The sequence below is a fragment of the Lactobacillus isalae genome (assembly GCF_947539375.1).
In the GTDB taxonomy this organism is placed as follows: Bacteria; Bacillota; Bacilli; order Lactobacillales; family Lactobacillaceae; genus Lactobacillus; species Lactobacillus isalae.
Genome location: NZ_OX443569.1, coordinates 280,088 through 304,789 on the forward strand (window position 1 = coordinate 280,088; position 24,702 = coordinate 304,789).

The following is a 24,702-nucleotide window of genomic DNA, read 5'->3' on the forward strand; positions in this document are numbered from 1 at the left end:
ATTTTTATTTGACTGTACTTAAAACTGAGCGAATCTTAGTAGTAAGCATATCGATAGCAACATCATTTTCTCCGCCTTCTGGAACGATGATGTCTGCATAACGTTTAGTTGGTTCAATAAATTGATTGTACATTGGCTTAACAGTCTTTAAATATTGGGTAATAACTGAATTAACTGAACGACCACGTTCTTGAGTATCGCGCTCTAAACGTCTAATGAAACGAATATCGTCGTCTGTATCAACAAAGACTTTAATACTCATTAGGTCGCGTAAGTTTTCTTCACCAAGAACGAGGATGCCCTCTAAGATAATAATATCAGCTGGTTCAGTGTGAATAGTTTTTTCACTTCGAGTGTGAGCAGTAAAGTCGTAAACTGGCATTTCAACTGCCTTATAGTCCATTAATTGACGAAGTTGTTCAACAAGTAGTGGCATATCAAAGGCATCTGGATGATCGTAGTTGATTTTTTTACGGTCTGCCATTGATAAGTTGTCGTTGTTCTTGTAGTAAGAATCTTGCGTCATAATTAAGATATGGTCGTCTTGTTGTAATTGGTCATAAATTTCATGGGCGATGGTTGTTTTACCACTACCAGAACCACCAGCGATTCCAATGATAATAGGGCGTTTACTTTGCACAATAAAATCTCCTTTTTTAAACTATTACAATAATACCTTAAAATTAGGCTCTGTGATAGATTTATAGGCAAGAATATTGACAAATATGTTTTTTATAGTGATATATTTTGGGACTAGTTAAAAATAGAAGATTTTATGTCTTAATTTATTCAAGGGTCTATTGTTTTTTACTAAATAAGAGCTTATGCTAAATTAAATAATTCTAATTCTGCCTTCAAATTATTTCTGTACACTGGAACATCTATGGATTTTAAAATTTGCTTTGCTTCACCATAATATCCTAATTTTACTAATAAACGCACCATTAACTCATCGAGAGCATTTTCTGATCCTTGAGATTCTTCATGAACAAGCTCTAGTTGATTCTTATAGTCATTTAATTTGTTGAGGGACATTTTCAATAATTTTTTATATTCTAAATTTAGTTCCTCATTCTTTACTGAAATGTATAGACTCACATAATTTGAGTCAGAAGGAAATAATTTTATACCTGCTTCTGCACCACTTAGTGCAGATTTAAAATCTTTATAATACAAAACTAATAACATTACATATCTAAACAGATTATATTTTAAATACTTATTTTTTATTATATTTTCAAGTGAAAAATCATTCACTTTATCTTTAAATAAGAAATATTGATACTTTTTTCTTAAAAAGTCCGCAGAAACCAGCCCTAAGTCTACATAACTTAAGGACATTAATGATAACCATCTTGGATTTTGAGGTTCTAATTTAATTTGTTGTAACAAGAGACGCGAATATCTTTTTTCTTTATCAAATTTTTGTACTTGCTCTCTATCTGTTCCTTTATTTAATACTTCTAAATCAGTATCTATAATTTGTAAATTTGATTTGTCTGATACAAGTTCTTCATGGACAATCCCATGATATTTAAGGTGAGGGGAAATTTTATATAAATTTTTCTTTCGAACAAATGAACTATATCCATTGCTACAACATTTGGTAGTACAGATTAGTTCTTTATTAGCATTGTTAATTTCTAGCCAGCCTAAAAAATTGTGCAATTCGTCGTACGTGCACATTTTCTGAAAAGTTTCATCAGAATCAAGAACAAAAATCCAGCCATCTCTTACAAAATTTAATGCGGCATTTCTAATATAGGCGTAATTTTCTCTCCACTCCAGATGTTTGAGTTGTACATTTGGGAAAAATTTTTTAATATTTTTAACCGTATTATCAGTAGATCCCGTATCTACTACTACGATTCGGTCACATACTTTATTCAAAGAATTTAAAGAATCAATTATATATTTTTCTTGATTCTTTACAATAATTAAACCTGTAAGCTGAATTGGATTTTGAATTTCCTCATTATTAAAAGTATAAAACTTATTTTGATTAGTACTTTTATATCTAAGCATTTTCGCTTCTCCTCATTCTGTACATATAATCATTAAAAACGATTAAATTAGAGAGTTAGTTGAAAATAAAAAGTGCTTTCATATTATCATTTAATATCATAAACGAAAATAAGCAGCACTTTTATAGTATTAGTTTGTTAACGTCTTAAAGTTATCTTGACCAAGAATTTGCTCCGCCTTCAATCATATTACCAACGGCACCCCAAAATTTTCTAACGCCCGGATTATTAAAGTAATGAATCATATCTTTTCTCCAGTTACCTCCCATTACTTTTTGTAATTCGTCATCACTAACAATCTTTTCTAAATTATCTAATTCGTTTAAAGATTTCATAATAATCTTTCTCCTTTGTTATATTAATTTTGTTTACGCTTATATCTTAGTCTCTAGATTATTTGGTTGTGTAAAATGTACCAAATTAACTAATTTTTTTACCAATTTAATTATTTGATACCGAATCAGTTATTTTATTATGAAAAAATTGAACAATATTTTTCAAAAAATAAATATATTGTTCCTCATTTAATATGTATAAAACTAATTCTCTTTAAAAAATTGTCAGGTTTACTAGTAGTATGTGATAGAGAAAAATACTAAATTAGTCATCAAATTGACCAATTTGGTATTTTTTGATTTTTTAGATAGCAAAAGATGGTAATATTTAAGACATAAAAATGTTATTAATTGTTTTAGAGGAGAGAATAACAATGAAAGAAATAAAAAAAGAAAATATTGTTAAGAAAGTTACTTTAACTGAAGAAGAAATGAGTGAAGTTACTGGTGGGAGAGCAGTGAATGGTTATATTATTCCATCAAGTGTTTGTAAAATAAAATGGTGGAAATTTGGTAGATAAATGACATGGTTGTATCTATTAGCTGTTTTAGCATCCATTTTACTAGATATAGTTCTTTTTTATAAAGTTACTAAATTAAAGATATCAAAAACTTATTGTTTGTTTTATGTACTGTTAATAACTATTGGAGTTATTTGTAGTATATATGGCTATAAAACTATTTTGATCTATAATCTTTGTGCCATCATAATTCTGAACATTATTCATAGGAGAAATAATAATCTTACACTAATTAGTGGTGTACTAGTGTATATTTTTAGTGTGGATTTAATTATAGAGTTATTACGAGGCATCTCTTTAGACATAATTGAAAAAATTGTTGTATCAAAGAATGTAATTGAATGGATTAATTTAAGCTGCATTTTTTTCTTTTTTATAATTACATATTTAAGTATCTATTTTTCGGCAGATTTGATTAGAAAAAAGTTAACAGGTAGTAATTTTAGAATTTTCTTTTGGTTATTAATATATTTATATCTAGTATCTCTAGTTATTGCTATTGTATATTCTGAAACCAAAAATGTTCCTCCCGTTACAATTTTTTTTATATCCTTTTTGACAATCCAATTTGTTTTTTCAATAGGGTTGTATTATTTGATGATAAAAAATCAAAAGATACTTTTAAAAAAGTCCCAAGAAGACAAACTAATAAAAGAGCAAAAACAACTTCAAGAATACACGCAATATTTAGAAGAGAGCGAAGATGAACTTCGTGCTTTTCGACATGATTACCAAAATATGTTTAACTCATTAAAAATCAGTGCACAAGAAGGGAATACCAAAGAAGTAATCCAAAAGCTTGATGAATATACTAAGGCTAATTTAAATGCAAAAGCATTTGAAAAATATAGAGATGTTAATCATATAAAAATAAAGTCTCTGAAAAGTATCATTATTGCTAAGTTAACAGAAATGTATGGCGAAGATATTCCATATAATTTTGAATGTAGCGATGAAATTACTAAATTACCTAAAAATATTAATGAATTAGATTTAGTCAGAATTATTGGTATAAGTTGTGATAATGCAATTGAAGAAAGTAAAGAGTTATTGGAGCGGAATAAAGAAGCCCATATTGAAATTATGATCAATTCAAATGATAATGGTGAGTTTGAATATGAAATTCAAAATAAAAGAAGAGAATCGAAAATTTCACTTAAACAGATCCAGCAACGTGGTTATTCAACTAAGAAAAGTCACTCTGGCGTGGGTTTAGCTAATATCAATAATATTAAGAATAAATACGAAAATATGACTATTTCTTATGAAGTGCCAAAGGAATACTTTGATTTCTATCTCGTAATTGAACCAGAGGAGTGAAAAAATATTGAAATATCCAGTAATTATTTGTGATGACGATAGAACATTAGCGAATAATTTAGCAAATAATGTGAGATATGCAGTTGATAATTTTGTTGAAGACAATACAGCTTATGAAAATGTGGAGATTAGTGTAGAGCAAGTTGCCACTACCTTTGAGCAAGTTGTAAGTTATGTAGTAGCTAAGGATATTCAGAATGCGATCTACTTCTTAGATATTGAATTAAGTCAAAGCTCTGAAGCTAAGAATGGAGTAGATTTAGCAGAATTTATCAAAAAACAAGATCCTAATGCACAAATTATTTTTGTTACTGCTTATGATAAGTATGCACCGTTAACTTATCGAAGACGAATTGGTGCAATCGATTATATTAATAAGGCGCTAGACCAAAAAGATATGATGAAACGTCTAGAAGAAACAATTACGGATGCAGTTCAAAGCATTAACAATCTTACAAAATCTGGAAGAAAAGAGCTTGTTTATAAGGTAGGTCGCAGGATAAATAAGGTGGAAGATACCTCCATATATTATCTTGAAAATAGCCCTACACAACACAAGGTTACTTTAATAACTGAAACTGGTTCAGCTGAATTTAGAAGTAATATTTCAAAAGTTGATGATGAAAATGATTTTTTAGTTAAGGTCTCTCAATCTAGTGTAGTAAATCCAAATAACATTGATAGCATTGATTTTTCGAAAAAAACAATAACATTTCCAAATGGCGATGAAGTAATATTTGCTCGTAGCTATAGAAGAAATGTCAAAGATTTATTAAGTAAATATCCAGAAATTAATGTTAAATAAAAGGTAAGACTTATGTTATTAAAATATAAATCCGTATACGTGCCACAAGTCGATGAGATGGATTGCGGGGTTGCTTGTCTAGCAATGATTCTAAAACAATATCATTCTCGTGTATCCTTAGCACATTTACGGCATGAAGCTCGCACTAATCTTGAAGGCACCACAGCTTGGGGATTAGTGAAGACAGCGCAAAAATTAAATTTCAAAACTGAAGCCGTAAAAGCTGACATGTCTTTGTTTAATGAGAATAGTATTCAATATCCTTTTATTGCACATGTTCTTAAGCAAGGGGAATTACTTCATTATTATGTAGTTCTTAAAAATGCTAAAAACTATTTAGTAATTGCGGATCCCGATCCATCAATTGGTGTGGTAAAGATGCCTAAAGATAGGTTCGCTCAAGAATGGACAGGGATTGCACTCTTTATGGTTCCAAATGAAGATTTTGAACCAATTAAAGAAAAGAAAAATAACCTATGGTCTCTCTTTCCATATATGTTTAAACAAAAGCGGCTGATGATTAACATCATTTTAGCCGCTTTATTAATGACCATAATTAGTATCTGTAGTTCATACTTTGTTCAAGGAATAATTGATACTTATATTCCAGATGGAACTTATCAGACTCTTTCAATTTTAGCTGTTGGATTATTAATTGCTTATATTTTTAATTCAATCTTTTCTTATGGACAGAATTTTTTATTAAATGTTTTAGGTCAAAGATTAAGTATTGATTTAAATCTTCAATATATTAGACATATTTTTGAATTACCAATGGAATTCTTTGTGACTAGAAGAACTGGTGAAATAACCTCACGTTTCTCTGATGCAAGTAGAATTATTGATGCTCTAGCAAGTACTGTTATTTCGCTCTTCTTAGACCTCTCAATTGTGATTGTGATGGGATTAGTCTTAGCAGCACAAAATATGACATTATTTGGGATTACATTATTAGCTTTACCAGTATATGCAGTTGTAATTCTAGGCTTTACTAAGAAGTTCGAAAAATTAAACAATGAACAAATGGAAAGTAACGCTGTTTTGAGTTCCTCAGTTATTGAAGATATTCAAGGAATTGAAACTATTAAAGCTTTAAATAGTGAGAATACAAGATATAGAAGAATTGATAGTCAGTTTGTAGATTACTTAAAAAAATCTTTTAAATACAGCAAAACTGAGAGCTTGCAGACAGCACTCAAGACATTTATTCAATTATCTCTTAATGTAATTATTCTTTGGGTTGGTGCAAAAGTTGTAATGCAAGGACAATTGAGCATTGGTCAGTTGATGACTTTTAATGCGTTGCTGGCATATTTTATTGATCCACTGCAAAATATTATTAATCTGCAACCGCGACTTCAATCAGCTAGTGTTGCTCAAAATCGATTGAATGAGGTCTATCAAGTAAAAAGTGAATTCAATCAGAAGACTGCTATTGAAGATTGTAAGCTCCTAGAAGGAAATATTGAATATAAGAATGTGGATTATCGCTATGGTTATGGTGCAGATGTCTTAAAAGATATTAATCTAAAAATTAACCAGGGCGAAAAATTAACGATTGTTGGAATGAGTGGATCTGGAAAATCAACAATGGTTAAGTTGTTAGTAGATTTCTTTTCGCCAAGTAAGGGTCAAGTCATTTTAAATGGCCATGCAACAAGTGAGATTAATAAGCATAGCTTGCGATCATATGTGAATTATGTACCTCAAACCCCATATATCTTTTCTGGAACAGTTAGAGAGAATTTGTTGTTAGGTTGTAGGCCAGATATCACTGAAGAAGATGTAATAGAGGCTTGTCAGATTGCTGAGATTGACCAAGAAATAGCTAATCTACCTTTGCAATTTGAAACAAAATTAGATGAAAATGCAAAAATTCTATCTGGTGGACAAAAACAAAGGTTAACAATTGCTCGGGCATTATTATCTCCTGCAAAGGTATTTATCTTTGATGAAGTAACAAGTGGCTTAGATACAATTACTGAGAAGAGAGTAATTGATAATTTGATGAAGCTCAAAGATAAGACAATTATTTTTATCGCACACCGTCTGGCAATTGCGGAACGAGCAGATAAGGTTGTTGTAATTGATCGTGGCCAGATAGTTGAAGAAGGCAGTCACAGCGAATTGATGAATATGCATGGCTTTTATTATGACTTAGTGAAGGGATAGGTGAGTACAGATGGATGCAAAGAATTATGAAAGTACCGAATTCTATTCCTATAAGTATAGAAATTTTTCGACTATGATTATTATTCCAGCAGCTATTTTTGTCTTACTTTTATTTGTTGGATCTTTTTTTGCAGTTAGGCAGAATACAGTCTCTTCGGTTGGCGTTGTTGAACCAACGGTTGTAATTAAGCGGAAAAATGTTAACTATGATGAGGGACAAGTCGTTACGAAATATGGTCAAAAGTGGGTAGCTCATGTTGATCAAGGTGGTGGGATTAGTTTAATGCCTGTTATGAAACCTAAAAGCAAAGTAAAAATTGTAACTTATGTGACAAGTGATAAAATCTCGACTATTAAAAAGGGACAGTCGTTAACCTTTTCTGTACCTACTGGAGATGGCTTAACTAGACACTTGACTGGTAAGGTAAAGGAAATTGGAGTCTATCCTGTGAACATGAATAAACAAAATATGTACGAAATTATTTCGACTGCAAAAGTTAATGATGAGAATATTAAATATGGGATGCAGGGGAATGTGACGATAATGACCGGTAGGAGTACGTATTTAAAATATCTTTTGGATAAGGTAAGGAATAATAAGTAAAAAATACTAATTTAGTTAATAAAAGTAATTTTAGACACAAATAGAACAATATTGGTCAATTTTATATCTTAAGATGATAACTTTAGTAAGCTATGCATATAAATAAAATTTTAGGAGGTTTCTATCATGAAACAATTTAATTATTTATCACATAAAGATTTAGCAGTCGTTGTTGGTGGAAGAAATAATTGGCAAACAAATGTGGGAGGAGCAGTGGGATCAGCTATGATTGGGGCTACAGTTGGTGGTACAATTTGTGGACCTGCATGTGCTGTAGCTGGTGCCCATTATCTTCCTATTTTATGGACAGGGGTTACAGCTGCAACAGGTGGTTTTGGCAAGATAAGAAAGTAGGATTTTGACAATGAAATTAAATGACAAAGAATTATCAAAGATTGTTGGTGGAAATCGATGGGGAGATACTGTTTTATCAGCTGCTAGTGGCGCAGGAACTGGTATTAAAGCATGTAAAAGTTTTGGCCCATGGGGAATGGCAATTTGTGGTGTAGGAGGTGCAGCAATAGGAGGTTATTTTGGCTATACTCATAATTAAACTATAGTCAATTAAAGTAAAACAGTGATGATTTGATATTTAGCACTGCATTACTTTATTCATAGATTCATTAGTAGGTAGTTTAAATGACTAAACATTATAAAATTATTGGTCTAAGGATATTGTCATGGGTAATTACGATTACTGGATTGATAATATTTATCGGAAATGTTCATGAGTATGGCTTACATTTTACTTATAATCAAGTATTGGCAATAATTATTGTGATTTTACTTTTAGTTACTACTATGTATTTTTCAGTTACACCCAAATTATTGAAATGGAATGAAAAATATGAGCTTGTATGGTGGTTATGCTATTTATGTGCTCCTATATATCTCTTTTTAACTAATTTATATAATTCAACAGATCTTGGTTATACTATCAAGTTTTGGCTTTTCTTTGGTGGAGGAGCAGCTTTAATAATCATAAGTAAGTATATTTTGAAAAACAAAAAATAAAGTCTAAATAATTTATCTATTTCAATCGTATATAAATAAAAATTAGAATACCAAATTGGTCTGTAAAACGACTAATTTGGTATTTTTTATCTTATGAAATTTTGAACCTGATAAAATTTTTAATAAGGTAAAAAAGAGAGCGTGATAAAAATGGAAATAATTAAAAATAATGAAAAGATAGCATCAAATAAAGAAAAATGGATAACACTAATTCTAGCTGCTGCTTTTGGATATTCAATGAATAAATTGTTTTCGCTGATTGTAAAATTAAATTGAACACTTGATAAAAAATAAAAAGTCCATTCGGACCTGTTTGATAGAATGTTAATAACCACAAAAACTTTCTATTGGAGGTCAAAATGGACTCTTTACATTCTACCATGAACCAGCACGTTAAAGGCAAGCATTTATCATTTGAAGAGCGAGTTATTATTCAATTGCGTTTGAAAGATGGCTATTCTTTGCGTGCAATTGCCCGTGAACTTAACTGTTCTCCTTCTACTATCAGCTATGAGGTTAAGCGTGGCACTGTAAAACTGTATCATGGTAAAGTCAAAAAATATAAGGCTACTCAAGGGCATGATGCATATAAAGCTCATCGTAAAAATTGTGGGCGCAAATCAGACTTTCTCAGGAAAGCTCAATTCATGCGCTATGTCCACAAGCATTTTTTTAAAGATGGCTGGTCGCTTGATGTGTGCAGTAATCGTGCTACTGCTGTTGGCGAATTCGCTAGCAGCGATGTTGTCTGCCCCAAAACTCTTTATAATTACGTTGATCAAGGCTTATTAGGAATTTATAATTACGACTTGCCAGAGAAGCTTAAACGCAATACTAAGCTTCATCGTATTCGCAAAAATAAGAAAAAACTTGGCAGAAGCATTGAAGAACGTCCTAAAGAGATCAATACGTAATGAATTCGGTCATTGGGAATGCGATTTAGTTCTCGGACATAAGAGCAAAGATGATGAGGTACTGCTAACCTTATCTGAGCGTATGAGTCGTGAGTTTTTAATTCTTCGTATTCCTGACAAGACTTCTGTCAGTGTCATGCAGGCCTTTAAAGAACTCCAAAGGCAATACAGCGAACATTGGAATGATATTTTTAAAACCATTACCACTGATAATGGCTCAGAGTTTGCAGATCTTTCCAACCTAGAAAAAGTATCCAATACACTGGTTTACTATGCCCATCCTTACACTTCTTGTGATAAGGGAACAGTTGAAAGACACAATGGTCTTATTCGCAGATTCATTCCTAAGGGAGAAGCAATAGCTAACTATTCTTTACAAGACATCATTAATATTGAAACCTGGTGCAATTCTTTGCCAAGAAAGATACTGGCCTATCATACACCAGATGAAATCTTTGAAAGAGAATTAGATCTAATCTATCAAGCAGCTTAACTAAAAGTGTTCAATTTATTATTGCAATTTGCGAATGTAATTATTTTATGGGTTGGCGCACGAGTAGTGATGCAAGGACAGATGAGTATTGGTCAATTAATGACTTTTAATGCATTACTATCTTATTTCATTGACCCACTTCAAAATATTATTAACTTACAACCTCGTCTTCAATCAGCTAGTGTTGCACAAAATAGATTAAACGAGGTCTATCAGGTGCAAAGTGAATTTAAAGCAAATACTTCTATCCAGAACTCGGCTGCTTTAGAAGGAATAATTGAATACAAGCATGTTGATTATCGATATGGTTATGGGACGGATATTTTAAAAGATATTAATCTAAAGATTAAGCCAGATGAAAAATTAGCAATTGTTGGCATGAGTGGATCAGAAAAATCGACAATGGTTAAGTTACTCGTTGATTTCTTTTCACCAAGTAAGGGAGAAGTAACTTTAAATGGTCATGCAACTAGTGAAGTTAATAAACATACCTTACGCTCATATGTTAACTATGTTCCTCAAACGCCATATATCTTTTCTGGAACAGTTAAGAAGAATTTATTACTCGGCTGCAGACCGGATATTAGCGAAGAAGATGTAATTAAAGCCTGTCAGATTGCTGGAATTGATCAGGAGATAGCTAGTTTGCCACTACAATTCGAGACAAAGTTAGATGAGAATGCCAAGATTTTATCCGGTGGACAAAAGCAGAGATTAACTATTGCTAGAGCATTACTCTCGCCAGCAAAAGTTTTTATCTTTGATGAAGTAACAAGTGGTTTAGATACAATTACAGAAAAAAGAGTAGTTGACAATCTTATGAAACTAAAAGACAAGACAATCATTTTTATTGCACACCGTCTAGCTATTGCAGAACGTGCAGATAAGGTGGTTGTAATTGATCAGGGGCAGATTGTTGAAGAAGGAAGTCATGAAGAGCTTATGGAGCAACATGGTTTTTATTATGACTTAGTAAAGGGATAGGTGAAGATAGATGGACGTAAAAGACTATGAAAGCACAGAATTCTATTCCTATAAATTTAAAAATTTTTCGACAATGATTATTATTCCAGCTGCTGTTCTTGTCTTCCTGGTGTTTATTGGTTCCTTTTTTGCAGTGAGACAGAATACAGTTTCTTCAGTCGGAGTTGTTGAACCAATGACTGTGATTAAACAAAAAGCTGCTAATTATGATGAAGGCCAAATTGTCACAAAACATGGGCAAAAATGGGTAGCCCATATTGATCAAGATGATGCAGTAAATTTGATGCCCATGATAGTAGCCAAGAAAAAGGTGAAGATAATCACTTATGTACCAAGTAATAAGGTTTCGACTATTAAAAAGGGACAGACGATAAACTTTTCTGTCCCAACAGGAGATGGCTTGACCAGTAGATTAATTGGTAAAGTGAGAGAAATTGGCGTTTATCCAGTAAATGTAAATAAGCAGAGTGGCTATGAAGTCATTTCAACTGCGAAAATTAATGATGAGAATGTTAAGTATGGGATGCAGGGAAATGCGACAATTCTCACGGGTAGTAGCACTTATTTTGAATACTTTTTAGATAAGATCTTGAATAAGAAATAAGTTTGATAAAATGATGTTAAATCATATTAGGTGAGGACAGAAATATGAATGAAAATAAGCTAAAAATGATGTTGACTAAAATCAAAGCAAATGTTGATATTGCAACTGATCCAGAAGCACAAAAACTAATTGAATCAGCACTTGACGCAGTAGATAGAAAAATTGATTTACAAAAAGTTATGCATGATCTAAAGCAAGATATTAATATGTATTCTGTGGCGCATGGATTTAAGCTACCAGAGACTTTGACAAAGTTACAGCTTTTATTAGATAAAGATCCTGATAAATGGGCTGGTGCTGGAGAAACTTTGTCACTGACTAATTTTTAGAAAAATCACTATTCAACACTATTAGATTCGGCACGTAGTAAATAAATACCAAATTTGTCGTAAAGAAGACCGAATAGGTCTTTTTTATTTTTTGCCGATTTTTAAATGTTAAAATCATAGCAAGATCTTTACAGGAGAAGAAAGAAAATGAATGATAAACAGCTTATTTTTTGTTCTATTCTTAGCGGAATTTTAATTAGTATTCTTGCTAGCTTGGGTGATCTTGCAGTTGGAAGTCAGCTAACTTTTTGCATAATTTTAGGGAATATCCTATGGGGAATAATCTTTGCCTATCTAGTATTTAAATTTATAAAAAGAATGAAAAATAAGAAATTAAAAGTATGAAGGAAGACTATCAATGAAATGGATTGAAACAATTAAAAATAAGGAAACAAATACGGAAGAATGGATAGTGATTGTACTAAGCTTAATCTTTGCGATTTTTGTAAGAAAAGTATTCTTCTATTTCGTAAATATTGATAGTGTAGTCCTAAACTTTGTAATTGGAATTACTAGTATGTGGATTTTCTCAATTACTTATTATTATGTGAAAGACAAATTGCAACAACGCTTAAAGAATAGAAAATAAAAGATATAAATAATGAGTAAAAGAGTAAACAATTTATATCTCCAAATACCAAATTGGTAATAGATTGGTCCAAATCGGACATTTTTAAGTTTTATAAAAAAATGATAGTAAAATTAATAAATAAATGATAATATTAAAAAAGCGACATAACTCTTTGGAGGATAAAAAATAAAAAATGAATTTGAACAAGTATTGAATGATTTTATTTCACTTGCTAAGGCTCATTATGATAGAAAAGGCAACGAATACTTATTAGAACAACTTGAAGTTGCCTTAGACAAGTTAGAACATAATGTTCAAGATGACATTGATGAAGCACGTGCAACTTATCAAAATATAAATACTATTTGCCTTGTTAACCATCTTCACTTAGAAAAAGATGAAGAAGCATTACTTGAAAAGATTAAAGAAATTTCAATGAGTAATGGCTGGATTGGTGGCTTGAATAGCTGGAACACGACCAACACTTGGCCTGGAAAGTAGGAGAACAATGCAATTTCTATATTATGCAATGCCAGCTTTGGCAGTAATTGTAATTGGAATGTACATTTTTGCTTCAATTAAAGTTCATAAGTTTATCTGGTTCTCACCCGTGGTATATCTTGCCTTAATTGGAAGCGTTGGTTTGTGGCTGACAATTGGTACAAATCTCTTTTCTGCTTCAAAACAAGGAGTTCTGGGATTACTTATTTTAGAAACAATTCTCTTAGAAGGAATTGTTGAAGAATATAAATATCAAAAGAAAAATTTAGCAAAGAATGAAGAGTAGTTGAAAGACTACTCTTTTTTAATATATTAACTTTATGTGCATATTTTCTCAAAGTGAACTAAAATGGACCTGTAAAAGGGAATAGAAGTGATAACTTTGACTGAAAATGATGATGAAGACGATGAGATAATTAAGATTGCACAATTATCTGTCGATGATGCATTAAAAGAATTAAATACGAGCCAAAGTGGTTTAACCATTGATGAAGTTCATACACTAGAGCATAAATATGGAAAGAATATTTTTGCTAAAGCTAAACAAGAACCACTTTGGAAGAAATTTTTAGCTAATTTTACTAGTTTAATGGCTATTTTGCTTTGGGTAGCAGGTATTATTGCGTTTTGTGCTGATTTGGTGCAATTAGGGATTGCTATTTGGGCAGTAAATATCATTAATGGTATTTTTAGTTTTTGGCAAGAATTCCAAGCTGATAAGGCAACCGAGGCCTTAGCAAACATGCTTCCTTCTTATACACGTGTTGTAAGAAATGGTAAGGAAGATAAGATTTTAGCTAAAGATTTAGTGCCTGGCGATATCGTTAAACTTGAAGAGGGTGACGATATACCAGCCGATATTCGTGTAATTGTGGCCACAACTGCACAAGCTGATCAATCTTCCCTAACTGGTGAAGTAAACCCAGTTCACAAGGGAGCCCATCCAATTAAAGAAATTGGTAAAAAGAACCATGCTGATTTGGATAACATGATTTTCTCTGGTACCAATATGATGAAAGGTAATGTAACTGGAGTCGTAGTTAAGACAGGAATGAATACTGATTTTGGTAAAATTGCTGAATTAACTCAAAACGTGGTTCAACAAAAGAGTCCGCTTGAAAAGGAACTAGATACTTTAACTAAGCAAATATCAATTTTAGCAATTTCTATTGGTATTATTTTTTTCTTAATTGCTACTTTCTTTGTTCATTATCCTTTGGTAAAAGGTTTTGTTTTTGCTTTAGGGATGATTGTAGCCTTTATTCCGGAAGGATTAGAGCCCACGGTTACTCTATCTTTAGCTGGTGCAGTACAACGAATGGCAAAAAAGCACGCTTTAATTAAGCGCCTGTCTAGTGTAGAAACGTTGGGTTCGACATCGGTGATTTGTTCTGATAAAACTGGAACTTTAACTAAGAACGAAATGACAGTTAAGGAACTTTGGACATTAGAAAAGAGCTACCATGTGTCAGGCGAAGGCTATGCAGTTCGTGGTCATATTAAAGAGGGTCCAAGGCACGTTTTTGCTAAAGATAACGATACTTTGAAAGAAGTATTACTTGGCGGTGTTTTTGCAGATAACGCAAGAATTCAAGCACCTGATAAAAAACATTTACGCTACCAAATCTTAGGCGATCCAACTGAGGCATGTCTGGAAGTGGTTGCTCGAAAAGGTAAAGTTGATGTTGAAGCTGAAGTGAAAAAGACACCACGTATTAAAGAATTGCCGTTTGATTCAGGCAGAAAAATGATGACAGTAATTCAAAGTTCTGATGGTACGCACCGTTTTAATACTTATACAAAGGGTGCACCAAATTGTGTGGTCGATAAGTGTACTTCTTATTTATATCAAGGTGAAATAAAGCCTATTACCCAGGAAATAAAAGACAAGATTATGCGTGCTAATGACGGGTATGCTAAAGATGGGTTACGTGTTTTAGCAGTTGCGGGACGTAATCTTGATCAAAAGATAATGGATAATTTAGATTTAGCAACGATTGATACTGTTGAAAAAGACCTTACTTTCTTAGGTTTGACGGTCATGATGGATCCACCAAGAGCAGAAGTCTATAGGGCTGCGCGCGAATGTCGCAAAGCGGGAATTAAGGTGACGATGGTTACAGGTGACTATGGTTTAACAGCTAAAAGTATTGCGCGTGAGATTGGCTTGACTGATCCAGATAAACCTTTAACTGTAATTACAGGAGATGCTTTAAAGACGATGCCAGATAATGAGTTAAGACATTATCTGGAAGGTGAAGTAGTTTTTGCCAGAATGGCACCTGAACAAAAGTATCGCGTTGTTTCCATGTATGAGAAAATGGGTAAAATTGTTGCTGCTACTGGAGACGGTGTCAATGATGCGCCTGCTTTGAAGAAAGCAAATATTGGAATTGCTATGGGCGGAACAGGAACCGACGTAGCAAAAGAAGCAGCAGACATGATTTTAACTGATGATAATTTTGCTTCGATTGTAGGAGCAATTAAAGAGGGACGCGGGGTCTACAGCAACATTCGGAAGTTCTTGATTTATATTTTGAATTCGAATATGCCTGAAGCAGTTCCTTCTGTTTTGTTCTTGCTATCAGGAGGAGCGATTCCACTAGCTTTAACTGTAATGGAAATTTTGTTTATTGACCTTGGAACTGATATGATTCCAGCTCTGGGCTTAGGCCGTGAAGATCCCGAAAAAGGAATTATGGATCGACCTCCAAGATCTCCTAAGGATCACTTAATTAATAAGAACGTTTTAGCTAAGGCATTTTTATGGTATGGTTTGATTGCGTCAATTATTGCAACAGTTGCATTCTTTATTGCTAACTTTTATCGTGGCCATGTCTTTCCAAATTTGCCATCGGCAGGTTGGGATTATCGTCAGGCTACGACGGTAACTTTAGCTGCGATTATCTTTTGCCAGATTGCCGCGGTTCTAAATATTCGTTATGCAAGACAATCAATGTTCAATAAGCATTTCTTTAAGAATTCAATGATCTTTATCGGGATTATTATGGAAGTTATATTGCTCTTGTGTATTTCTTACGTTCCAGTATTTCAATCATTCTTTGGAACTGAACCATTAAATGCTCATGATTGGATTATGTTAGTATGTATTCCAATTCCGTTAATTTTAATTGACGAATTAAGAAAATGGATTCTTAGAAAAGATTCAAAAAAATAAATAAACTTTAACTGCTAGTTTTAACTAGCGGTTTTTTCTTGCTAGAATATTAAAAATAAAGGTGGCGAAAGTATGAAAAAAGGATTGGTCATGGAAGGCGGAGCAATGCGTTGCATGTTTACCGCTGGTGTAATTGATACTTTAATGAAAGAAAAAATTGTATTTGATGGAGCGGTTGGCGTTTCAGCAGGAGCAGCATTTGGCTGTAATTATAAGTCAGAGCAAATCGGGCGAGTCCTGCGTTATAACGTGAAATATGCTAGTGATCCACGTTTATCTAGCTGGCATTCATGGTTTAAAACGGGAGACTTATATGGAGCAGATTTTTGTTATCGAGAATTACCAGTTGAATTAGATGTTTTTGATACAAGTGCTTTTCAAAATAATCCGATGGATTTTTGGTGCGTGGCAACTGATATTAATAACGGTGAAGCAGTATATCATAAACTAATCTCAGGTAAAGAAGCAGATTTGCAGTGGATCCGTGCTTCTTCTTCAATTCCTGTTTTTGCTCGACCAGTTGAAATTGGTAATCGTAAATATTGGGATGGTGGTATTAGCGATTCGATTCCGATTAAGTTCTTTGAAAAGATTGGTTATCAAAAGAATGTTGTAGTCTTAACGCAGCCACTATCTTATCGAAAAGAAGCAAGTAAGTTATATCCAGCTTTAGAATTGCTCTTGAATAAATATCCTGCTGTTTTAGGCAAACTCAAAACGCGAGCAAGAGATTATAATCGCGTACTTGATTATCTTAGAAAAAAGGAAGTTCAAGGAAAGCTTTTAGTAATTAGACCTCCATATCCCTTAGATATTGGTACGATGGAAAAGAATCCGGAAGAACTGAAACGGGTATATAAGGTTGGTGTAAAAGAAGCAAAGAAGAACTTAAAAGCAATCCGGGCATATTTAGGTGAATAATATTTCTTGAACTACTTGTCTTTATTGCATTTCATTCGCTATAATTAGCAAAAGCTTAAAATTTTAGTTTTTTTAATAGTAATTATAGAGGGAATGAGCATAATGAAGAAATCAAAACTATTTAGCTTCTTCTTTGCATTCTTGATGTTTTTCTCACTCAGTGCCGCTTTTATTCAACCAGCTCAAGCAGCTAGTGAAAAGAAAGTAGCAGAAGGCACTGTTTTAAAGAAGATTAAAAAGAGTGGAGAGCTAGTAGTTGGAACATCTGCCGACTATCCGCCATTAGAGTTCACAGCAAGTGAAAATGGCAAGATTAAGTACGTTGGAGTTGACGTTGAATTAGCAAAAGATATTGCTAAAGACTTGGGTGTAAAGCTTGTTATTAAGAATATGTCTTTTGACTCATTGTTAGTTGCACTTGAGACAGGTAAGGTAGACATGGTAATTTCTGCTATGACTCCTACGCCTGAAAGAAAGCAGAGTGTAGCCTTTTCAAAAATCTACTACAAACCAAGTGGTGAATATTTCTTAGTAAATAAGAAAGATAAAGACAAGTACAACAGTATTCAAAGCCTTAAGGGACAAACCGTTGGAGCTCAAACAGGAAGTAATCAATATAATTTAGTTAAATCACAAATGAAAGACTCTAAATTAAAGGGTCTGGGAAAGATTAATAACTTGGTTTTAGCTTTGCAATCAGGTAAGGTATCAGCTGTTGTGGTTGAAGAGCTAATTGCTAAGGCTTATGCCGAAAATAATAATAGTCTAGCTGCAGTACGTTCTAACTTAAAGGAAACACAAGCCGGCAATGCAGTGGCAATTGCTAAGGGGCAAGATGACTTAGTTGTACAAGTTAATAAGACTATTGATCACGTGCAGAAAAAAGATTTGATTAATAAAGAATATCTTCCAGCAGCAGCTAAGTACATGAAGACTGAGAAGAAGAGCAATACTTTTGCTAAATATATTCCATATTTCTTTAAGGGAATCTGGTATACGATTGTAATTACAGTCTTTTCAGTTGTAATTGGAATAGTTCTAGGAATTATTCTGGCCTTAATGCGTTTATCCAAGAATCCAATTTTGCACTGGCTTGCTGTTTGCTACATTGAATTCATTCGTGGTACGCCACAAATGGTTCAAATTCTGTTTGTTTACTTTGGAATTGGATATCTAATTTCTAATCTTTCAGCATTAGTAGCCGGCGTTATTGCGATCGGTCTTAATTCAGGAGCTTATGTTGCTGAAGATATTAGATCAGGAATTGACTCTTTACCAAAAGGTCAAATGGAAGCCGCTCGTTCTTTAGGATTAAGCCGTCAGAAAGCATTTAGATATGTTATTATTCCTCAAGCCATCAAGAATATTTGGCCAGCTTTGGGTAATGAGTTTATTACCTTGCTTAAGGATAGTTCCTTAGTTTCAGTAATTGGGGTAGCTGAATTAATGTATCAAACACAATTAGTTCAGACTTCAACTTATAAAGGTGTATTACCATTATTCATTGCCATGATTATTTACTTTATTATGACTTTCTCATTAACGAGATTGTTGAATCACTTTGAAAAGAGGATGAAGCGTAATGACAGCAATGATTAAGGTTGAACATTTAAAGAAAAATTTTGGAAAAAAAGAAGTCCTCAAAGATATCTCTGCAAACGTTGATAAAGGGAAAGTTATTAGTATCATTGGTCCCTCTGGATCAGGAAAGAGTACTTTTTTACGTTGTCTTAATGTACTTGAGACTCCAACTAGCGGCAAAATTGTTTTTGACGGACAGGATTTAACGCATATTAGTGAAAAAGAACTTGATATTTTACGTGAGAAGATGGGAATGGTTTTCCAAAACTTTAATCTTTTTCCAAATATAAATGTGATTGAAAATATTAAACTTGCTCCGATGAAAGTTAAGGGTGTAAGTGAAGACGAGGCTGAAAAGCAAGCTTTAGAATTGCTTGATAAGGTTGGTTTGAAAGACCGCGCTAAACAATATCCATCGAGTCTTTCTGGTGGTCAGCAGCAACGTGTTGCCATTGCCCGTGCATTAGCGATGGATCCAGAAGTAATGCTTTTTGATGAACCAACAAGTGCACTAGATCCAGAGATGGTTGGCGAAGTTTTAAAGACAATGCAGGACTTAGCAGATTCAGGGATGACAATGGTCATTGTTACTCACGAAATGGGCTTTGCTCGTGAGGTTTCTGATGAAGTATGGTTTATGGCTGATGGATATTTGCAAGAACAAGGTAGTCCAGAGCAAATTTTTGAAAATCCACAAAGCTTGCGTGCACAAGATTTTCTTTCTAAGGTTCTATAAATATTAATATTTTTTAAAATAGGCACTTTCTTTTTACAAGGAGAGTGCTTTTCTTTATAATAGTTGCGTTAGAAAAAGTTGGAAAGGGATGAGTTTAATGAAGATTAGACAAGCTACAATGAATGATTACGATCAAATTATGACCATTTTGAAGGATGGCGCTAACCAGCTGGCAGAGCGTGGCGTGGATCAATGGCAAGGAGATTATCCTTCTCCTGATCAAATTAAAGAAGATATTGAAAATGGCTTTGCTTACTTAGCTGTTTCAGCTGATGGCGAAACTGTCGGTGCAATTTCAATTGTAGAAGCACCTGACCATTCCTATGATGATTTAAAGGGCGAATGGCTTCTTGATACAGATAAGTATGTGGTAATTCACCGTGTTGCAATTCATTCAAAACACGCAGGACATGGCTATGCCACTAAACTTTTGACTGAAGTAATTGATTATATCCGTGATAATCGTAAAGATATTGATAGTATTCGCATTGACACTCACGAAAACAACGCTGCTATGCAACACTTAATTGATAAAATGAGCTTTACAAAAGTCGGCGAATTGCATGGAGTTTATCGTCCAGATGAAATTTCATATGTTTATGAAAATGTCAGAGACTAAGTAATTTTTTAGCTAGGTTGAAAAACCTAGCTTTTTTGTTAGGCTTAGGCATTCTGTTGACGCATAGTATTATGTTAGAATATTCTTGTTAAATACTGTAAATTACATGGAGAAATTGATGAGAACAAATTTTAAATTTAAAATAGCAGCATTTTGTGGATTGTTAGCTATTTTAATCGGACTTACAGGCTGTGCTAACAATAATAGCAATAAGATTACTGTTGTTGGATCTAGTGCCATGCAGCTTTTAGCTGAACAAGCTGGAAATGACTATCGTCTTTCTCATCCAGACAGTAATATTGTGGTTCAAGGTGGAGGTTCTGGAACTGGTCTTAGCCAAGTACAGGCTGGTGCCGTTGAAATTGGAACTTCTGATGTTTTTGCCGAGACTCAAAAGGGGATTGATGCCAAAAAACTACAAAATCACTTAGTTGCCGTAGTTGGCATTGTACCAATTGTTAATAAGAGTGCTGGCGTAAAGAACTTAACCAAGCAGCAATTGAGTGATATTTTTACTGGTAAGATTACCAACTGGAAGCAAGTTGGCGGAAAAAATCAAAATATCACCGTAATTAATCGTTCTAAAGGTAGTGGTACTCGCGGAACTTTTGAAGGTTTAATTTTGAATGGAAAAAAGCCGATCCAAGCTCAAGAACAAGATTCTAACGGTACTGTACGTAAGATTGTTAGCTCTACTCCAGGGACAATCTCATATATTTCCTTCCCATATGCTAATGATGAAAATATTCAAAAATTGAGCATTGATGGAATAAAGCCTACGAATAAAAATGTAGAGACTAATCGCTGGCATCTTTGGTCTTATGAACATATGTATACTAAGGGTAAACCTAATAAAAATGTTCAAAAGTTTATTGACTATATGCTTGGCAGTAAGGTACAAAATGATTTAGTACCTAAGTTAGGCTATATTAGTATCAATAAGATGCAAGTTGAACGTGATAGTAATAATCATGTTGTTCAAAAATAAAGAATAGGACGTTTTGATGAATAACAAAGATCTAAAAAAAGTAGTTAAATCTGCTTTAGATAAACAAAAAGTTCCTCATGTTAAGTTAAAAAAGATTGGTGCAAGTAAGGTTGACGTTGCGAGTTTGACTGAGCCTTCAAAAGAAACCAGGCAAGAATATTGGGGAAAAGGCTTAACTTACTGTGCTATTATCTTGATTGTCATTTTAGTTGCTTCAATTATTGGTTTTATTGGATTTCATGGTTTAGAAACTTTTACTAAGGATCATGTTAATGTTTTCCAATTTTTGACATCTAGTGACTGGGATCCAGGTGAGGGAAAAAATCACGTCGGAGCAGCGGCAATGATTGTAACTTCATTTTCTGTAACTTTATTAGCAGCTTTAGTGGCAACCCCATTTGCAATTGCGGTAGCCTTATTTATGACTGAATATTCTTCAAAAAAGGGTGCGCGCTTTTTACAATCAGTAATTGAATTACTAGTTGGTATTCCGTCTGTTGTTTATGGTTTTTTAGGTTTAACAATTATTGTTCCATTTATTAGAAATGTTTTTGGTGGAACTGGATTTGGAATTTTATCTGCTACTTTAGTTTTATTTGTAATGGTTTTACCAACGATTACTTCTTTGACTGTCGATAGTTTAAAGGCAGTTCCTTCTGATTATCGAAAGGCTTCATTAGCTTTGGGAGCAACTAAGTGGCAGACAATTTATAAGGTTATTTTGCGAGTTGCTTCTCCTAGAATTATGACTGCTGTGATTTTCGGGATGGCTCGTGCTTTCGGTGAGGCCTTAGCTGTACAAATGGTTATTGGTAATGCTGTCTTAATGCCTTCTAATTTAGTGAGCCCATCAGCTACACTAACTAGTCAGTTAACTAGTCAAATGGGAAACACTGTGATGGGAACGTTACCAAATAATGCTCTTTGGTCGTTAGCCCTATTATTGTTAATTATGTCTTTAGTCTTTAACTTCTTAGTCCGCTTAATTGGAAAGAGAGGACAGAAATAATGAACGCAAAAACTAGTAATAAAATTGCTACCGCTGGAATTTATACCTTAGTGAGTATTGTCGTAATTATTCTTTTTGGAATTTTAGGCGATATTCTAGTTTCAGGTGTGCCACATCTTTCTTGGCATTTTCTATCTTCTGAAGCTTCTTCTTATCAAGCAGGAGGAGGGGTAAGAGACCAACTTTTTAATTCGTTGTATTTATTGGTTTTAACTTTGATTATTTCACTCCCAATTGCTTTGGGAGCAGGAATTTATTTGGCAGAATATGCTAAAGATAATTGGTTTACAAATTTAATTAGAACGACTATTGAAATTTTGAGTTCTTTACCATCGATTGTTGTTGGTTTATTTGGTTACTTACTATTTGTAGTTCAGTTTGGCTTTGGTTTTTCTATTATTTCTGGTGCCTTAGCTTTAACTTTCTTTAATTTGCCAACCTTGACTAGTAACATTGAGCAGGCTATCGAGGGAGTTCCACAAGCGCAAAGAGATGCGGGACTTGCTTTAGGTTTATCTAACTGGAAGACAATTCGTGGAATTGTTTTACCTGCGGCTTTACCAGGAATTTTAACTGGTATTATTTTGAGTGCTGGTAGAATTTTTGGTGAGGCAGCTGCTTTGATTTATACTGCAGGTCAGAGTGGATCAACAATTGACTATAGTAACTGGAATCCGCTTAGTCCAACTAGTTTCTTAAATGTTATGCGTCCAGCGGAAACTCTTGCTGTTCATATTTGGAAGGTTAATACAGAAGGAATTATTCCGGATGCAACTATTGTTTCAGCTGCCACTTCTGCTTTATTAATTATTGTAGTAATTTTATTTAACCTAGGAGCTCGCGCTTTAGGTAATCACTTATACCGCAAGTTGACAGCAGCTAAGTCATAAGGAGAATTCTATGCAAAATGTAAATGAAGCACCTACTTTTATTCATCAATTTGATAAAGATGAACAAATAATTTCTACTAAAGATCTTAGCGTCTTTTATGGTGGGAGCGTTCAAAAGCTTTTTGATGCTAGCCTTCAATTTAAGAAAAAGACTATTACTGCCTTGATTGGTGGGTCTGGTTCTGGAAAATCTACTTTTTTACGTTGCCTTAATCGCATGAATGATAAAGTAGCACGTGTTGATGGGGAGATTTGGTATCACGATTTAGACATTAATAGGAATAATATCAACGTTTATCAATTAAGAAAAAATATTGGAATGGTTTTTCAAAAACCCAACCCATTTCCAAAGTCAATTAGAGAAAATATTACTTATGCCTTAAAAGCAAATGGTGAAAAAGACAAGCAAAAGTTAGATCAGATTGTAGAAGAAAGCTTGAGAGCAGCAGCTTTATGGGATGAGGTTAAGGATAAATTAGATAAAAGTGCCTTAGCTATGTCTGGTGGTCAGCAGCAACGTTTATGTATTGCTAGAGCGCTTGCTCTGAAACCGGAAATTTTGCTTCTTGATGAACCAGCTAGTGCACTAGATCCTGTATCTACTTCTAAACTGGAAGATACGCTTAAACAGCTAAGAACTGATTATACGATGATTATGGTAACGCATAATATGCAACAGGCCAGTCGAATCAGTGACTATACAGCCTTTTTCCATTTGGGCCATGTTTTAGAGTATGATACGACTGAAAATATTTTCACTAATCCTAAAGGTGAGATTACAGAAGATTATATTCGCGGAAGTTTTGGATAAGGGGATCACTGTGGAAAATATTATTACAAGTAAAGATGTTCATCTAAGCTATGGAAACGTTGAAGCTTTACATGGGATTAGCTTAGATTTTGAAGAAAAAGAACTTACTGCTTTAATTGGTCCTTCGGGATGCGGAAAGTCGACTTTCTTGCGTTGTTTGAATCGAATGAACGATGATATTCCAAATATTCATATCAGTGGCGATATTAAGTTTGAAGGCCAAAATATTTATGGCTCAAAGATGGATTTAGTAGAATTGCGCAAAGAAGTTGGAATGGTTTTCCAGCAACCAAGCCCCTTTCCGTTTTCAGTTTATGACAATATAGCTTATGGTTTGAGAATTGCAGGAATTAAGGATAAAGAATTAATTGATCAGCGTGTTGAAGAAAGTCTGAAGCAAGCGGCAATTTGGAAAGAGACTAAGGACAACTTAGATCGTAATGCGCAGGCCTTTTCCGGAGGACAGCAACAAAGAATTTGTATTGCTCGTGCTTTAGCAGTTAGGCCAAAGGTGGTTTTACTTGATGAACCGACAAGTGCACTAGATCCGATTTCAAGCAGTGAAATTGAAGAAACCCTGCTTGAACTAAAACATGAATTTACTTTTATTATGGTAACGCATAACTTGCAACAGGCTAGTCGAATTAGCGACTATACCGCCTTTTTGATGAGCGGGAATTTGATTGAGTATGGCAAAACAGCGGATATGTTCCTGAACCCTAAGAAACAAATTACTAGTGATTATCTAAATGGACGCTTTGGTTAATAAGGAGAACAA

At 33.5% G+C, this 24,702-nt stretch carries 27 protein-coding genes and 2 pseudogenes; 26 read left to right on the plus strand and 3 right to left on the minus strand.

The features are described 5' to 3' along the window. Positions 1-4: 4 nt before the first annotated feature. From udk to QM512_RS01255, 3 genes are all read right to left on the minus strand, one after another. A complete protein-coding gene (gene udk / locus QM512_RS01245; RefSeq protein WP_282805747.1) occupies positions 5-640 on the minus strand; it encodes a uridine kinase in 636 nt (211 codons plus the stop codon). 182 nt (positions 641-822) lie between these two features. Then, a complete protein-coding gene (locus QM512_RS01250; protein ID WP_282805748.1) occupies positions 823-2,025 on the minus strand; it encodes a glycosyltransferase in 1,203 nt (400 codons plus the stop codon). A 151-nt stretch (positions 2,026-2,176) separates the two neighbouring features. Further along, positions 2,177-2,359, minus strand: coding sequence for a hypothetical protein (locus QM512_RS01255; protein ID WP_270516135.1), 183 nt, complete (start codon positions 2,357-2,359; stop codon positions 2,177-2,179). 374 nt (positions 2,360-2,733) lie between these two features. Between QM512_RS01255 and QM512_RS01260 the strand changes: the two genes are divergently transcribed. From QM512_RS01260 to pstB (QM512_RS01385), 26 genes and pseudogenes are all read left to right on the plus strand, one after another. Further along, the gene (locus QM512_RS01260; protein WP_282805749.1) at positions 2,734-2,880 is read left to right on the plus strand and encodes a lactacin F inducer peptide precursor; all 147 of its coding nucleotides are present in this window, start codon (positions 2,734-2,736) and stop codon (positions 2,878-2,880) included. Positions 2,881-3,126: 246 nt separating this feature from the next. Continuing rightward, entirely contained in the window at positions 3,127-4,200 is a 1,074-nt protein-coding gene (locus QM512_RS01265) for a sensor histidine kinase (protein ID WP_282805750.1), read from the plus strand. Positions 4,201-4,207: 7 nt separating this feature from the next. After that, positions 4,208-5,005 carry a LytR/AlgR family response regulator transcription factor gene (locus tag QM512_RS01270; protein ID WP_094517356.1) on the plus strand — a complete coding sequence of 266 codons (798 nt, stop codon included), beginning with the start codon at positions 4,208-4,210 and terminating at the stop codon, positions 5,003-5,005. A gap of 12 nt (positions 5,006-5,017) precedes the next feature. Then, entirely contained in the window at positions 5,018-7,177 is a 2,160-nt protein-coding gene (locus QM512_RS01275; RefSeq protein WP_282805751.1) for a peptide cleavage/export ABC transporter, read from the plus strand. A 10-nt stretch (positions 7,178-7,187) separates the two neighbouring features. Further along, on the plus strand, positions 7,188-7,781 hold the full coding sequence (locus tag QM512_RS01280) for an HlyD family secretion protein (protein ID WP_011161710.1): 594 nt from the start codon (positions 7,188-7,190) through the stop codon (positions 7,779-7,781). A gap of 126 nt (positions 7,782-7,907) precedes the next feature. Further along, positions 7,908-8,135, plus strand: coding sequence for a bacteriocin class II family protein (locus QM512_RS01285; protein ID WP_014567249.1), 228 nt, complete (start codon positions 7,908-7,910; stop codon positions 8,133-8,135). Between the two features lie 10 nt (positions 8,136-8,145). Next, a complete protein-coding gene (locus tag QM512_RS01290; protein WP_011161712.1) occupies positions 8,146-8,334 on the plus strand; it encodes a Blp family class II bacteriocin in 189 nt (62 codons plus the stop codon). Positions 8,335-8,420: 86 nt separating this feature from the next. Beyond that, the gene (locus tag QM512_RS01295) at positions 8,421-8,795 is read left to right on the plus strand and encodes a hypothetical protein (RefSeq protein WP_011161713.1); all 375 of its coding nucleotides are present in this window, start codon (positions 8,421-8,423) and stop codon (positions 8,793-8,795) included. Positions 8,796-9,154: 359 nt separating this feature from the next. Beyond that, positions 9,155-10,202 (plus strand): annotated as a pseudogene (locus QM512_RS01300) (IS30-like element ISLjo1 family transposase). 33 nt (positions 10,203-10,235) lie between these two features. After that, positions 10,236-11,186: pseudogene (locus tag QM512_RS01305) on the plus strand (ATP-binding cassette domain-containing protein); the annotation flags it as partial. Positions 11,187-11,196: 10 nt separating this feature from the next. Then, complete coding sequence (locus QM512_RS01310; protein ID WP_282805753.1) at positions 11,197-11,790, plus strand: hypothetical protein; 594 nt, start codon at positions 11,197-11,199, stop codon at positions 11,788-11,790. A 44-nt stretch (positions 11,791-11,834) separates the two neighbouring features. Beyond that, positions 11,835-12,119, plus strand: a complete 285-nt coding sequence (locus QM512_RS01315; protein WP_282805754.1) for a bacteriocin immunity protein — start codon at positions 11,835-11,837, stop codon at positions 12,117-12,119. 147 nt (positions 12,120-12,266) lie between these two features. Then, positions 12,267-12,464, plus strand: coding sequence for a hypothetical protein (locus QM512_RS01320; RefSeq protein ID WP_282805755.1), 198 nt, complete (start codon positions 12,267-12,269; stop codon positions 12,462-12,464). A 13-nt stretch (positions 12,465-12,477) separates the two neighbouring features. Next, positions 12,478-12,708, plus strand: a complete 231-nt coding sequence (locus QM512_RS01325; RefSeq protein ID WP_282805756.1) for a hypothetical protein — start codon at positions 12,478-12,480, stop codon at positions 12,706-12,708. Positions 12,709-12,900: 192 nt separating this feature from the next. Then, complete coding sequence (locus QM512_RS01330; RefSeq protein WP_282805757.1) at positions 12,901-13,191, plus strand: bacteriocin immunity protein; 291 nt, start codon at positions 12,901-12,903, stop codon at positions 13,189-13,191. 7 nt (positions 13,192-13,198) lie between these two features. Further along, entirely contained in the window at positions 13,199-13,477 is a 279-nt protein-coding gene (locus tag QM512_RS01335; protein WP_282805758.1) for a hypothetical protein, read from the plus strand. A gap of 87 nt (positions 13,478-13,564) precedes the next feature. Next, complete coding sequence (locus tag QM512_RS01340) at positions 13,565-16,369, plus strand: cation-translocating P-type ATPase (RefSeq protein WP_282805759.1); 2,805 nt, start codon at positions 13,565-13,567, stop codon at positions 16,367-16,369. Positions 16,370-16,441: 72 nt separating this feature from the next. After that, positions 16,442-17,290 carry a patatin-like phospholipase family protein gene (locus QM512_RS01345; protein ID WP_282805760.1) on the plus strand — a complete coding sequence of 283 codons (849 nt, stop codon included), beginning with the start codon at positions 16,442-16,444 and terminating at the stop codon, positions 17,288-17,290. Positions 17,291-17,392: 102 nt separating this feature from the next. Further along, entirely contained in the window at positions 17,393-18,889 is a 1,497-nt protein-coding gene (locus QM512_RS01350; protein WP_282805761.1) for an ABC transporter substrate-binding protein/permease, read from the plus strand. Next, positions 18,873-19,607 (plus strand): amino acid ABC transporter ATP-binding protein, encoded by a 735-nt coding sequence (locus tag QM512_RS01355; protein ID WP_282805762.1) that lies wholly within the window; start codon positions 18,873-18,875, stop codon positions 19,605-19,607. Before QM512_RS01350 ends, QM512_RS01355 begins: the two co-directional genes overlap by 17 nt. A 97-nt stretch (positions 19,608-19,704) precedes the next feature. Beyond that, a complete protein-coding gene (locus tag QM512_RS01360; RefSeq protein ID WP_282805763.1) occupies positions 19,705-20,226 on the plus strand; it encodes a GNAT family N-acetyltransferase in 522 nt (173 codons plus the stop codon). 118 nt (positions 20,227-20,344) lie between these two features. Then, positions 20,345-21,214 carry a phosphate ABC transporter substrate-binding protein gene (locus QM512_RS01365; RefSeq protein ID WP_282805764.1) on the plus strand — a complete coding sequence of 290 codons (870 nt, stop codon included), beginning with the start codon at positions 20,345-20,347 and terminating at the stop codon, positions 21,212-21,214. Between the two features lie 16 nt (positions 21,215-21,230). Continuing rightward, positions 21,231-22,223, plus strand: a complete 993-nt coding sequence (gene pstC / locus QM512_RS01370) for a phosphate ABC transporter permease subunit PstC (protein WP_282805765.1) — start codon at positions 21,231-21,233, stop codon at positions 22,221-22,223. Beyond that, positions 22,223-23,113, plus strand: coding sequence for a phosphate ABC transporter permease PstA (gene pstA, locus QM512_RS01375; RefSeq protein ID WP_282805766.1), 891 nt, complete (start codon positions 22,223-22,225; stop codon positions 23,111-23,113). The genes pstC and pstA overlap by 1 nt, the downstream gene beginning before the upstream one ends. Before the next feature lie 10 nt (positions 23,114-23,123). Further along, on the plus strand, positions 23,124-23,924 hold the full coding sequence (gene pstB / locus QM512_RS01380) for a phosphate ABC transporter ATP-binding protein PstB (RefSeq protein WP_282805767.1): 801 nt from the start codon (positions 23,124-23,126) through the stop codon (positions 23,922-23,924). Positions 23,925-23,934: 10 nt separating this feature from the next. Beyond that, positions 23,935-24,690 carry a phosphate ABC transporter ATP-binding protein PstB gene (gene pstB, locus QM512_RS01385; RefSeq protein ID WP_282805768.1) on the plus strand — a complete coding sequence of 252 codons (756 nt, stop codon included), beginning with the start codon at positions 23,935-23,937 and terminating at the stop codon, positions 24,688-24,690. Positions 24,691-24,702: the final 12 nt, after the last annotated feature.

Bases quoted from the DNA above. Each gene is read 5' to 3' on its own strand.
- QM512_RS01320 (WP_282805755.1), top strand. From the start codon at position 12,267: ATGAATGATAAACAGCTTATTTTTTGTTCTATTCTTAGCGGAATTTTA.
- QM512_RS01260 (WP_282805749.1), top strand. From the start codon at position 2,734: ATGAAAGAAATAAAAAAAGAAAATATTGTTAAGAAAGTTACTTTAACT.
- QM512_RS01350 (WP_282805761.1), top strand. From the start codon at position 17,393: ATGAAGAAATCAAAACTATTTAGCTTCTTCTTTGCATTCTTGATGTTT.
- QM512_RS01365 (WP_282805764.1), top strand. From the start codon at position 20,345: ATGAGAACAAATTTTAAATTTAAAATAGCAGCATTTTGTGGATTGTTA.
- QM512_RS01355 (WP_282805762.1), top strand. From the start codon at position 18,873: ATGACAGCAATGATTAAGGTTGAACATTTAAAGAAAAATTTTGGAAAA.
- QM512_RS01310 (WP_282805753.1), top strand. From the start codon at position 11,197: ATGGACGTAAAAGACTATGAAAGCACAGAATTCTATTCCTATAAATTT.
- pstA (WP_282805766.1), top strand. From the start codon at position 22,223: ATGAACGCAAAAACTAGTAATAAAATTGCTACCGCTGGAATTTATACC.
- QM512_RS01275 (WP_282805751.1), top strand. From the start codon at position 5,018: ATGTTATTAAAATATAAATCCGTATACGTGCCACAAGTCGATGAGATG.
- QM512_RS01250 (WP_282805748.1), bottom strand. From the start codon at position 2,025: ATGCTTAGATATAAAAGTACTAATCAAAATAAGTTTTATACTTTTAAT.
- QM512_RS01255 (WP_270516135.1), bottom strand. From the start codon at position 2,359: ATGAAATCTTTAAACGAATTAGATAATTTAGAAAAGATTGTTAGTGAT.
- QM512_RS01335 (WP_282805758.1), top strand. From the start codon at position 13,199: ATGCAATTTCTATATTATGCAATGCCAGCTTTGGCAGTAATTGTAATT.
- QM512_RS01285 (WP_014567249.1), top strand. From the start codon at position 7,908: ATGAAACAATTTAATTATTTATCACATAAAGATTTAGCAGTCGTTGTT.
- QM512_RS01325 (WP_282805756.1), top strand. From the start codon at position 12,478: ATGAAATGGATTGAAACAATTAAAAATAAGGAAACAAATACGGAAGAA.
- QM512_RS01295 (WP_011161713.1), top strand. From the start codon at position 8,421: ATGACTAAACATTATAAAATTATTGGTCTAAGGATATTGTCATGGGTA.
- pstC (WP_282805765.1), top strand. From the start codon at position 21,231: ATGAATAACAAAGATCTAAAAAAAGTAGTTAAATCTGCTTTAGATAAA.
- QM512_RS01290 (WP_011161712.1), top strand. From the start codon at position 8,146: ATGAAATTAAATGACAAAGAATTATCAAAGATTGTTGGTGGAAATCGA.
- QM512_RS01315 (WP_282805754.1), top strand. From the start codon at position 11,835: ATGAATGAAAATAAGCTAAAAATGATGTTGACTAAAATCAAAGCAAAT.
- QM512_RS01360 (WP_282805763.1), top strand. From the start codon at position 19,705: ATGAAGATTAGACAAGCTACAATGAATGATTACGATCAAATTATGACC.
- pstB (WP_282805767.1), top strand. From the start codon at position 23,124: ATGCAAAATGTAAATGAAGCACCTACTTTTATTCATCAATTTGATAAA.
- QM512_RS01345 (WP_282805760.1), top strand. From the start codon at position 16,442: ATGAAAAAAGGATTGGTCATGGAAGGCGGAGCAATGCGTTGCATGTTT.
- QM512_RS01280 (WP_011161710.1), top strand. From the start codon at position 7,188: ATGGATGCAAAGAATTATGAAAGTACCGAATTCTATTCCTATAAGTAT.